The sequence below is a fragment of the Thalassolituus sp. genome, from assembly GCF_984348125.1.
Map to the genome: position 1 here is coordinate 109,571 of NZ_CFHJLR010000012.1, position 11,493 is coordinate 121,063.

An 11,493-nucleotide genomic window follows, 5' to 3' on the forward strand; every position below is an offset into this window, starting at 1 on the left:
TAATCTTAGGAGGTGATATGAACGCGTTTATTACCGGAGCAGCATCCGGTATTGGCAGAGCAACAGCAGAAGCTCTGATTAATCGTGGTTGGTCTGTCGCACTTGCGGATCTTTTTACTGATGATCTTGAGGCTCTTTGCGCTCAAACGCCTGAACGCGTGTATATCTATAAACTGGATGTGACAGATGCCGATGCCTTTGAGCATTCAGTCAGTGATTTTGCCGCTAAACACCATGGACAGCTGCGACTTCTGTTTAATTGTGCTGGCATACTTGAGGTGAATCGTTTTACCGACATCAGTCGCGAACGCCACCAGCAGATTCTGGATATTAATATCAAAGGCGTTATTAATGGCTGCCAGGCAGCCTATCCCTACCTCAAAGCTGCACCTGAAGGTCAGGTGATCAATATGAGTTCGGCATCGGCCACTTATGGTATTCCGGAGTTCGCTGTGTATTCAGCGTCAAAGTTTGCCGTTCAAGGGTTAACCGAAGCTCTTAACCTTGAGTGGAGAAAGGATGGTATTCATGTCGGAGACGTAATGCCTCCATTCGTCAAGACGCCTATGCTGACGTCTCAGAAACATGGAGCACACATTATCGACGCTCTGGGGGTCAACCTGACCGCCGAAGATGTCGCCGAAGCGGTACTGAAACAACTGTCGAGAAAACTAACCCACCGCACCGTCAGCTTACAGTTCACACTGTTATACCTTTTAGGCCAGATCAGCCCTCGTCCGGTTACTGGTTGGCTTATTCGTCTGCTTAGCCGGAGCTGACACTACCGGATCATCAGGTATTTTCTTCCGAGGTCTGAGTCCCTGGAGGGTTTACATCCAGCAGGTAGTGTCCGTGCACAGATTTGCTGCCCAGGTCGACCACGATGACCATTGCCACACCCTGATACTGGCTGTTGATCAAGACGTGTTCGAATTCGTTACCCATTCGATATACATGGGTCACCTGCCCTTCACGGCAATCAAATATGCCAAAGTGCTCAGCCGGTATCGCCTGAACATAGATCCAGAAATCCGGGGTGGGCGTGCTGTCTTCCACCCGCGCAGGGGAAAAATGTGTGGCTTTAAATTCTTCAGGTGTTAGTAATCGGGTCTGCATCAGAATAGGTTCTTTAGTTTGTCTTTCGCTTGATCTTTCAGTTCCTGCTTCCTTGCTTCCGCCTCTTTCCGCGCTTTTTCTTCGGCAGCTGCTTTTTCAGCTTCGAGTTTTTCGCGGGCTTCACGCTCTTGCTGTGCTTTAAAATCTTCAAGCTCAGTCGAAGCGAGGTCTTTTAAGGCACTGAGTTTATCATCAAGCGAACCTTCCATCGCGGCTAACTGCTGTAATTCCTCAGCATAATCACCTGCATATTCTGACATCTTCTCATTAAGACGATTTTTCAGCTTCTGCTCGAACTCATCTTGCTTGGCCCGGATGCGCTTGCTGATCGCGCTGTTTATCTGGCGATCCAGATCAGAACCGAAAGCAATGTCAGGGTTCTTAAGGGTGCCGGTAACACCCGCATTCACAGTAAAGTTATTAATTCCCTGAAGCGCCGCGTTCAGTTCACGGGCAAACAGGGTCTGGCCTTCACCCGTAAAGTTCGCCTGGGTCACGTTCGCATCGAGATCAGCATCCAGCTCGCCCCGAACCACTTCTGCCGTTGCATCCAGCTGAACACGAGACGAGTCCAGTCTGGCACCAGCAACACCAAGATTAAGAGAAGCCATTTTCCAGTCGCTGATTGCAAGAGTCAGCGTATCTGTTGCGTTGCCCACGGTATGGTTCAGCACCAGGCGACCATCCAGATCCCCAATTTTCTGCAACCCTTCTCCCGTCGCAGTAAATACGGTCGGTCGACCCGTCACTGTTTGCTGGTGCGTAATATCCCTGCCCGAAATGACCAACTGACCACCATCAAATGGGCCTGTCAGTCGCGCAGTGCGGATCATGAAATCAGGCCACGGATCGTCACTCGGAAAGTGTATGAAACGTCCAGCCAGACGCGGTGCTTTTTCATCTTTCTCGCTATCAGCCTCTGCACCGTCGTCTGACTCCAGGTAAGGTTTGACTTTTTCATACCAATACAGAGCCTCACGCGCCCAATTAGCGGCGTCATCACCAAACAGCAACCCTGTAATATTAGAAACGCCAGAACCACTCAGCTGATACTTATCCTTGAGATAGGCAAGGTCTTCAGACGGGGCCTGACGAAGCTCGGTGAGTTTAGCGGACACTTCTGTTTTCGCAGAGCGAACGACGTCTCTGGCATCCCTCACCGCATCGCGGTCCTGTTTAAATTGCTCTTTCAGCTCATCAAGCTGTCGCTTGCGTTCGCGAAAATCCTCGATAGACTCCAGACGTCCAGACGTTATCGCCTGAATCTGCTCTTCATACTGAGCTATAGAGCTGTCGTCCGGCACTTTATCGAAGGCGTCATCGATCAGTTGGCTATTTTCGTTCCAGGCAGCTTTCAGAGCCTCGCCCGCATCAGGCGTGCTTAACGTTTCTTTTGCCAACACCTCATCGACAGAAGGAAGAGCCTCAGAGGCCTTTTCCTTCAGAGAAGGCGATTCATCACCTTCTGATTCCGACTCTGCGACCTCTATTGCACCACTGCTTTCGCGCTCAGTGTGGAACCTCAGGTTAGAAACAGACAGCTCATTACTGATCGCCTTACCGACAATGAGGGGCGCTAATTCAAGGTCAGCGACAGCTTCATCAAACTCCATCAGGTTCATCATAGGAGCACGTGCGTCTGCCACCTGCAGCCCTTCGAGGCGAACACCCAGCGGAGATAGTGTCACATCGGCATCGTCCAGAGTGACTTTGGCACCCGCCAGTTTGGTGCCCGCAAATTCAATACCTGACTTGATCAGAAAAGGCAGCAGGAAAATAAATAGCGCGGCAATCAGCCCGACTACCGCAAGAAAACCAGCCAGACCTGACCAGCGAATCCATTTAGTCATGAGTACTCCGCAAACTTGGTGTAGATAGACCAGAATTTAGTGGCTTTAAGCGCCTGAACAATTTTCAAACGATTAACCCAGTTCAGAACACGCTTACGGTATTGCAGGATAAGAATACGGCTGATCAGAGTCACTGGAACCAGTAGTAAAACTGAAATAACCAGCCCACCCATCGCGACCGTGTTATTAAAGGAAGAAACCCTCATCCAGTCGTTCTGGTAAAACTGTGTCCAGGTATCAGTGAGCGATGGCAGAGTTAACAGGTACTCCCCTACATCAGCTGAGAGAGGGTCGAGGAAATAGCCGATGGCGGAGAACACAACAATGCCGAGCAAAAAGGCACTGAAGTTAATTCTCAGAATGCACGCGATGAGTAATACAACGAGATTAATCAGGGAAAATAGCGGGGTAAACCCCGGGATCATAGCCAGCGCAAAGCCGAAAGCTACCTGTCCTGGAGCTGCCTCCGAATTGAGGGCTTTAAGTAATCTTGCAAGTAACGACAGCATGTCTGCACTCCGTTGGTCGCCAGTCAGGGTATCCACCAAGCCACTATAAAAGCGCAGGAGCGATAAATCCAGACGCAGATCTCAGCGCTCAGGCAAGGCTATCCGAACCCGGGTACCACGACCCTCTTTGCTGACAACACTGAGTGTCCCGGCATGAGCTTCAACGATAGAGTGCGCGACCGACAGTCCCAGACCGATCCCTTCTCCAACCTCACGTGTTGTGTAGAAGGGATCCAGCACCTGACTCACCTGATCCGGTGCCATGCCACATCCAGTGTCCTGAAAATCAATAATCAGCACTGAGTCCTGACGACAGGCTTTAATTCGCAGGCTGCCCTTATCGACACACGCCCTGATGGCATTATCTATTACTGCGGAGAACACTCTCCGCATCTGCTCGGGTTTGACCCGGACTTTGCTGTCCAGTTCAATATCGTAAGTAATCTCTACCTGACGCGTTTGTGATGGCGCCACATCACTGACTACCTGCTCCAGAGTTTCTTTCAGGTCAATGTCTTCCTCTTCCGATTTATCCAGCTCAGAAAAAAGTTTCAGGCTGCTGACAATATGCTGGACCCGTGACAAGCCAAGCTGGGAATCCTGAAGCAGCGCTTTCATATCCTGATGAACAAAGCCAATATCCTCTTCTTTCTCAAACGACTGCAGTTCATCAAGAATACCCTGTCGTTCAGAGGCGTCCTCACTCGCTGATTCGAGATAACGGGAGAAGAGATCGGCTAGCTTTACGTAAGTCGCAGCGTACTCTTTCATAGTTGTCATGTTGGCGGTGACAACACTCATGGGATTATTAATTTCGTGTGCAACACCAGCCGCCAGATGCCCGATTGAGGCCATCTTCTCAGTCTGCACCAGCTGCGCTTGCGTATCTCTCAGAGAGACCGCCATTTCATTGAACTGCTGGGCCAGTTTACCCAGTTCATCTTTTCTGTTCACATCAACAGAGACTTCACGATCGCCCTCCGATATACGTTCGATACTCTGAGTCAGGGTAAACACCGGAGCAGCAAGGTTATGAGACAAGCGCCGTGACAATACGAAGGTAAGAAGCAATACAACCAGAGTAATGCCCCACCCTCCGTACCTTAATTCTCTGACTGACTCTAATACGACATCTTTATCACGGCGCTGCACAAGAACCGACTGCAGTACCGGAACCGAACGTATACTGACCAACCAGTCGCCTTCCCAGAAATCCAGTTCGCCGCTGAAGTCCGTCCCCAACATGGCACCCGATAATCGCTTGCCGAGACCTGAAGTTCGGTCTATGACATCTCCCTTAAACAATGAGCGGTAGCCTACGGATTTTTTTTCGGAATAGAGATTAACAAGTTGCCCGCTGTGGCTGTGTATAGAGAGAAGCCGCTCTAATTCAGCTGGCTCAGGTATCAATATAATGACGCCTAATAATCGATCCCCAACGACGGGAGCTGCAAGAAAAGCGAAGGTATTCTCGTCCGCTTCAGATGAAGAAAAGGCAATGGCGGAGTCCATCTTCCAGAGCGCTTTCTTGTAGGCTGCCTGTATACCGGTTCCTGTGTAGTCTACGTGTTTAATGTCAGCACCGTACGCGTCGCTTTGTACCGCTGAAAACACGACCTCGCCCTGATGGTTAAGTATCAGCAAATCACGTAAACGGTTTTTCTCAGCATATAGAGAAAAATAGGCCCAGTATTTATCCTGCATATCCTGATAGTCCGTGGAATACAGTTCATCCTTATCAAACACGGATGAGAAATCCTTCAATGCCTGATGCAGGTAGGGTGATCGCGAAAAGACTCTGACGGTTTCCAGTGGAGAATTAACAACCAGACTGATGTCGTGATGCAGTCGCTTCGATGCCGCACTCAGATCAGCGAGAGCACGTTTTTCCAGTTGCTTTTCAGCATAGGTAAGGCCGATCAGTACAAGGAAAATAGCGGGAATCAATGCCGTTATCATCATCCAGGTAAGCAACCGGCCACGCATACTTGGGAATTCGTAATTTTTCGCAGAATCGACCAGATTCTTTACAGAGAATTTTTTTGGGGTTACAGCCATGCTTTACCCCCAATGCTCCCTGTCCGGTAGCGTCCGCGATTATTTCTCCAGTAAATAGTAACGTGATGAAGCCAGTCGGATGGCCCTTCACTTCCGGGAAACATTTCGGGGCGAAGTTTAGCGTCCGACATCCATAGCAGCCTTGCCTCACCACGGTTACTTTGACCGATAAAAAGAGTGTGCCATGTACCTTCTTCGTTCACGTCAACAGCGAGTGAGCCGGCCGCGCTCAGAAGGTTTCGGCCACGCAGCGCGTAACTGATCTCTGCCGCGGTCATGCTTCTTTCTCGTAGTAGCGAGATCACCAGATCTGCTGCACCAACAGCCATTGCGTTCAGCGCATCCGGTCGGTTTTCACGTTCAGCGATAAAGCTCTTAAACTCTACATTTGCCTGATTATGCGGATGATCAAAGTAATGGCTTACGAAATAGTAATTATTAGCGACAGGCTGGCGGGTATCTGTACAGAGCGAAAATATACGGATATTGGCCTTAGTAAGTACGCTCGCGAAATCCGGATGATTCAGCCAGTCACAGGCATCAAATAAGAGAACATCAGGCTGATAGTCTCTGATTTTTTCTAATATCGATGGCATCTGCTCGTAAGTGCCAAGATACTCCTCTGTCACCATATCAATTCCAGAAACAGGCAACAGGTGCTGACGTAGCATGCGCCCTAACATCCTTGAGCGGATATCTTCCCCACCGAGATACATAACGGTATCCCCGAGGTGCTGCCGAACCCAGCTCAGGGATGGAAAAAGAAACTGATTAGGTACCGGACCCAGATGCACTAAAGACGCGCTGTCAAACAGGCCTTCGGACGCTCCGGGATACAGAAATGTGAGATTGCCCGACTCGACCACAGGTAAGACCTGGCGGAGGCAGAATGAGTCTCCACAACCAATCACCAGGTCGGGGCTGGCTTCATCAGTAATACGCTTAAATTCAGACGCGAGCTGATCTGTGGGTACGCTGGCATCAAGATAGGAAAATGTGAAGGCTATTCCTAAGTCCGATTCGTTAGCGCGAAATCTGGCTTCAATTAGTGACAGCATCTCCTGATCCCGGGTAGCCATCGTCCCTGTCGAATTTCCGACCAGTAGAATATGCATGTGGTTAGCGGGGGTCATAAGAAAATACAGACCCCCGCTGATCAGAATCGCTGCGAGAATCAGCAGGGCAGACTTCATCACCACAACCTCAGTAAAACACACAGTCACTCTGAGATTAGCAATCAGAAAGGCAGATAAGAGAGCCCGGAAGTAAAACGTAAGAAAAGTCAGGCAAAACAAAGCTTTGCCGGAAAACCGTAACATCTTTTCACTGTCACACGACACATGCAGTTACAGTCAAGGCATCCGGCCGTTAAATTTCAGTAGCAGAAAGACTTAATACGGTCATTTATGGCATCAATCCGACGTCGGGCTTTCTTGAGGTCATCGAGGCCGGGCTGAGACCGGTAGCGGCCTTCGCCTGAGCGGTAATCCTGACGAGCTTTCCGACATTTCTTTTGTCGATCTGCCTGCAGAAGTCTGGCTTTCTCATCCGCCAGGCGCTGGCTCTTCTTACTCTCCAGTCTCGACTGATTGCGAGCCTTCCGGGCTGCAGATTCATCTTTGATATCAGGAATCACGGGCGTGTAGGTACTGACTGGTATTAAATCCTTTTTTACGTGAGCTGCGTTCTCTGGAGCGCGATCTGAAAAGTGCAATTGCCCATGTTGGTCGCGCCATTGATATATTTCAGCACTGGTCGGCAGTGCAAGAAAAACTAACACTATGATTGGTAACTTCATACCTTCCTCCCTGAAGGCGTTAATGAATCATTCCATGTGAACAACCCGTAATTGTAGATTCCGCTCGCCACGAAATTCATTAATGTCGAGCTGATAAACACAGGTCACCTTTTCGCGCGAGTGATCCGGCCACACAGAAGGGTCTATTCCAAACCAGATAGCATCAATCGCCTGATCGGTTCCCTCAGGCTGGAGCACAAGCTTCAGATGATTACCACCTACAAGACGCTGCTGAACAAGACGGAAAGTTCCGGAAAACTGAGGCTCAGGAAATGCTTGTCCCCACGGCCCTCCCAGACGCAGTGCTTCCGCGAGTGCCATATTGAAATCTGCAGATGCAAGCGAGCCGTCCGTTTCCAGTATTTGCTGCAAAGCGTCCTCGCTGAGCATCGCTTTGCACACGTCATCAAACAGCGCAGAGAAGCGTTCAAAGGTACCTTCAGCCAGCGTCAGTCCAGCGGCCATGGCATGCCCACCAAACTTTACGATGATCCCCGGAGCCATCCGGTCCACCCGATCGAGCGCATCACGGATATGTAAACCGGTGATGGAGCGGGCTGAGCCCTTTATCTCACCCGCTTCTCCACGAGCAAACGCAATCACAGGGCGATGCAGTCGCTCCTTAATTCTCGACGCCAGAATCCCGATTACGCCCTGATGCCACTCAGGGTGATACAGACAAACACCGTAACCGTCAGCCGGATTGGCATCCATCCGCTCGAGTAAGGCGAGTGCTTCTCCCTGCATTGCTTGCTCAATCTGTCGACGATCCCGGTTAAAAGCGTCCAGCTCAGTCGCAATGTCCATTGCCCGGTTAAAATCGTCCGTCAGCAGGCATTCAATGCCTAATGACATATCATCAAGCCGCCCGGCTGCATTAATTCTCGGGCCAACAGCAAAACCAAGATCACTAGAGACCAGCTGTCTATGGTCCCGCTTTGCGGTCTGTAGCAGAGCAAGGATGCCTGGCTGGCACTTTCCGGCGCGTATACGTCGCAGCCCCTGCTCGACCAGAATGCGGTTATTTTTATCCAGAGGAACTACGTCGGCTACCGTCGCAAGAGCAACGAGGTCAATCAACGACGCCAGGTTCGGGGGTTGGCCTGCTCCTGAACGATCAAACCAACCTTCCTCAGATAAACACGCTCGCAAAGCGAGCATCAGATAGAAGACAACGGTACAACCACATGCAGCCTTCGAAGGGAAAGCACACCCCTTCTGGTTAGGATTCACGATCGCTAATGCCTCAGGCAGCTCATCTCCGGGCAAGTGGTGATCTGTCACAACCACAGGGATACCCGCCGCGTTAGCCGCAGCGACACCACTGACCGATGCAATGCCGTTGTCTACGGTCATGATCAGATCCGGGCGGCGCTCGATTGCAACCTCAACCAGCTCGGGAGACAGGCCATAACCAAAATCAAACCGGTTAGGCACGAGATAATCTAAATTCGGAGCACCCATCATTCTGAGTGCCCTCAGGGCCACCGCCGTACTGGTTGCTCCGTCCGCATCAAAATCGCCCACTACCAGCAGGCGCTTCCCTTGAGTAACAACGGGCATAAGAGCAGAAACCGCCCCATCAATACCCAGCATTTCATGGTAAGGAACAAGGCCTGCTAACTGTAGATTCAGATCATCAGGAGTTGCGATACCGCGACTCTGGTAAACGCGGGATAACACGGGGTGGAGGTCAGGAAGAGTCTGTTCAGTATCTGTTTGCCGGACTCGAATTTGCGGCGCCTGGCTCGACATCAGAATCTCCGAAATGAAAGAAAGCGGTTAGTTTACTCGGGCGGACGCACCCGATCAAAGCTCGCAAACCGAGGTAACCCATCAGCAGTCAGCCCCCGAAAAGTAAAACGTACGCGCGCCCCCAAAGCCGGAGGCGCCTGCCGCTCCGCATCTGAAAAACCGCTTCCCAGCAACATTTCACGCCCGTTCTGCAGGCGTACTCTGAGTGCGCCCATCATGCCTTTCAGGCGTCCCTGGCCAGGCTCATATCCTGTCACTATCGCCTCGGCATCCTCAAGCGGAGTCACTTTTAACAGGTCACTGCTACGCCCGGCAAAATAAAAACTATCCCAACGGTGAAGCATCAATCCTTCTCCACCTCGCTGAAGGACCTCTTGTAAAAGAGCATCCAGCTCTTTCTCAGAAGAAATCCGCAATTGCTCAACCGGCTGAAGATTGTCATTGGCCGCGATGTCTGAGGGATCACCAATCAGTTCAAGAAGCGCCTGATAGCGCTCATCGAATGTACCCGCGACTTCTGGCAGATCGAATACTCTGTACTGGACGTCCTGCCAAAGCTCACTACTGTCACTGTCGTTGCGACGGATGAGGCCACTGACTTCCGAAAAACGGCCGTACCCCAGCCATAACTCCCCGTCCAGCGGTTCGTCAGGCAGTTGCGCCAGAAACCAATCAGGAGCGTCAATCACCCGTCCACTGCGAGTAACGAGCGAGATGCCATCCCAGAATGCACGGACGCCATCGTACTTCTCACTCACACCATATAAAGGCAGCGCCTCTGCGCCCTGAAAACGCTTCGCCAGCATCAACTGAGGTGGCATCTCATCTCGCTGCGTAGCGGCCCAGACAGGAAGCATGCCGCCAAGTATCAGCAACACCGCGATGAAATATGGCATCCAGCCAGACATATCTATGCCCTTCCATGTTGTTATTATGTTTGCCATATTGATAGCGCGTTTGTACGCGCAGTAAAAGTAGCTGACGCTACAACTACGACATTTTTATTAGGACTCGTGAACTGTATGGCATATTTTCTGTTGGGGCTTGGCAGTAATATTGAACCCAGAGAGCATCTCTCTAAGGCAGTCGAAGCTCTTCACAGCGTTGGCGACATCGTCGAACAGTCACCTGCAGTCTTTACCGAGCCAGTTGGGGAAACCTTCTCGCACGCCTTTGGCAACCAGCTCATTATTCTCGAGTGCAACCTGCCAGCCCCCATGCTGAAACAGCGCCTGCAACGGATTGAGGAGCAGCTGGGCCGGGAACCGAAGTCACCGGCACGAAAGACACGTGACCGCACCATAGATATCGATATTCTGCAGGAAGCAGACAGCGGTGCTACTGCTCTGAAGCAGACACCACCAGAAGAAAGTTATTACCGTGAAGTCTATGAGACCTGGAATCAGGCAGAAAACGTCTGATCGTAACGGTTAGCAACGAAGCGGCCACCATCAACGCGGGTAACTGACCCAGTCACCGCCTGCGCTTTAATCAGATAGTCGCAGGCGTCAACGATCGCACCATAGCCCAGCTCTTCACCGATCAAAGACTGCGACAGCACCCGCTGTCGGTATGCTTCGTCGTGCTCTGGCAGAAACTGTACCGGTCCCGGCTGAATCACATTCACACGCACACGCCCCGCAAGGCGCTGAGCCATGCTCAGCGACCAGTTCTGTAAGCCCGCTTTTGCAGCGCAATAAACAGAAAAACGTTGATTCGGTATTTCTGCGTAAATATCACTGATACTTATCATGCAGGCGCTGTCAGCCCAACTTTCAGCGATGGCCTCCGTGATCATTACGGGGGCGGTGACATGGACATTCTGATGCTGCGCAACGTGGCTTGCGAGATCTGAGGCCGCACTATCCGGGACAAAACAGGAAGCATTGTGAACCACAGCGTCGAATGGCCCATGCCCTGGAAGCTCCTGGCACAGACGCGCAATGTCGTCAGGGTTGGATAAGTCAGCTCGCAGAAGTGTCAGCCCAGGATGCTCTTCAAGCTCGCTACGGGTATTAAAATGCGCAACAACCGCCCAGCCTTCGCTCAGAAAATGCTCGGTTAACGTTTTACCTAAACGACGGGCACCACCGGTAATAAAGATACGTTTTGCCATGAAAGAACCGCCAATCAACACTAAGGCAAACCATGGTAACGCGTAATATCACGGGTGTCAGGGAGAAGAAACAATTGCGGAAGCGGCACCCACACTAAATTTCGGGCACAAAAAAACCAGCTCACTGGCTGGCTTAATTGTTGGTTGCGGGGGCCGGATTCGATACGGGGGCGCCTAGCTCGACGACCGCAAGGTCGGCATCCACAGTATATTTGAGGCACAAAAAAACCAGCTCGCTGGCTGGCTTAATTGTTGGTTGCGGGGGCCGGATTCGATACGGGGGCGCCTAGC

General features: G+C 51.2%; 11 protein-coding genes. 2 read left to right on the plus strand and 9 right to left on the minus strand.

The window, feature by feature from the left end; genetic code table 11:
- The first annotated feature begins 17 nt into the window (after positions 1-17).
- Complete coding sequence (locus tag AC5E51_RS10285; RefSeq protein WP_301389096.1) at positions 18-779, plus strand: SDR family oxidoreductase; 762 nt, start codon at positions 18-20, stop codon at positions 777-779.
- A gap of 13 nt (positions 780-792) precedes the next feature.
- On the opposite strand, the gene AC5E51_RS10290 is transcribed toward AC5E51_RS10285, so the two are convergent.
- The 8 genes from AC5E51_RS10290 to AC5E51_RS10325 all read right to left on the minus strand — a co-directional run bounded on the left by AC5E51_RS10290 (position 793) and on the right by AC5E51_RS10325 (position 9,994).
- A complete protein-coding gene (locus AC5E51_RS10290; protein ID WP_301389098.1) occupies positions 793-1,116 on the minus strand; it encodes a hypothetical protein in 324 nt (107 codons plus the stop codon).
- On the minus strand, positions 1,116-2,966 hold the full coding sequence (locus tag AC5E51_RS10295) for a TIGR03545 family protein (protein WP_301389099.1): 1,851 nt from the start codon (positions 2,964-2,966) through the stop codon (positions 1,116-1,118). The genes AC5E51_RS10290 and AC5E51_RS10295 overlap by 1 nt, the downstream gene beginning before the upstream one ends.
- Positions 2,963-3,475 (minus strand): TIGR03546 family protein, encoded by a 513-nt coding sequence (locus tag AC5E51_RS10300; protein WP_297533191.1) that lies wholly within the window; start codon positions 3,473-3,475, stop codon positions 2,963-2,965. Before AC5E51_RS10300 ends, AC5E51_RS10295 begins: the two co-directional genes overlap by 4 nt.
- A gap of 81 nt (positions 3,476-3,556) precedes the next feature.
- A complete protein-coding gene (locus tag AC5E51_RS10305) occupies positions 3,557-5,533 on the minus strand; it encodes a sensor histidine kinase (protein WP_301389100.1) in 1,977 nt (658 codons plus the stop codon).
- Positions 5,524-6,726, minus strand: a complete 1,203-nt coding sequence (locus AC5E51_RS10310) for a transporter substrate-binding protein (RefSeq protein ID WP_301378162.1) — start codon at positions 6,724-6,726, stop codon at positions 5,524-5,526. Before AC5E51_RS10310 ends, AC5E51_RS10305 begins: the two co-directional genes overlap by 10 nt.
- Positions 6,727-6,908: 182 nt before the next feature.
- Entirely contained in the window at positions 6,909-7,331 is a 423-nt protein-coding gene (locus AC5E51_RS10315; RefSeq protein ID WP_068442204.1) for a DUF4124 domain-containing protein, read from the minus strand.
- A gap of 27 nt (positions 7,332-7,358) precedes the next feature.
- Positions 7,359-9,086, minus strand: a complete 1,728-nt coding sequence (recJ, locus tag AC5E51_RS10320) for a single-stranded-DNA-specific exonuclease RecJ (RefSeq protein WP_301378163.1) — start codon at positions 9,084-9,086, stop codon at positions 7,359-7,361.
- Positions 9,087-9,118: 32 nt separating this feature from the next.
- Positions 9,119-9,994 (minus strand): DNA ligase, encoded by an 876-nt coding sequence (locus AC5E51_RS10325; RefSeq protein WP_301378164.1) that lies wholly within the window; start codon positions 9,992-9,994, stop codon positions 9,119-9,121.
- A gap of 114 nt (positions 9,995-10,108) precedes the next feature.
- On the opposite strand from AC5E51_RS10325, the gene folK reads away from it, so the two are divergent.
- Positions 10,109-10,507 carry a 2-amino-4-hydroxy-6-hydroxymethyldihydropteridine diphosphokinase gene (gene folK / locus AC5E51_RS10330; protein WP_068442213.1) on the plus strand — a complete coding sequence of 133 codons (399 nt, stop codon included), beginning with the start codon at positions 10,109-10,111 and terminating at the stop codon, positions 10,505-10,507.
- On the opposite strand, the gene AC5E51_RS10335 is transcribed toward folK, so the two are convergent.
- The gene (locus AC5E51_RS10335) at positions 10,489-11,202 is read right to left on the minus strand and encodes an SDR family oxidoreductase (RefSeq protein WP_068442216.1); all 714 of its coding nucleotides are present in this window, start codon (positions 11,200-11,202) and stop codon (positions 10,489-10,491) included. The genes folK and AC5E51_RS10335 overlap by 19 nt on opposite strands.
- Positions 11,203-11,493: the final 291 nt, after the last annotated feature.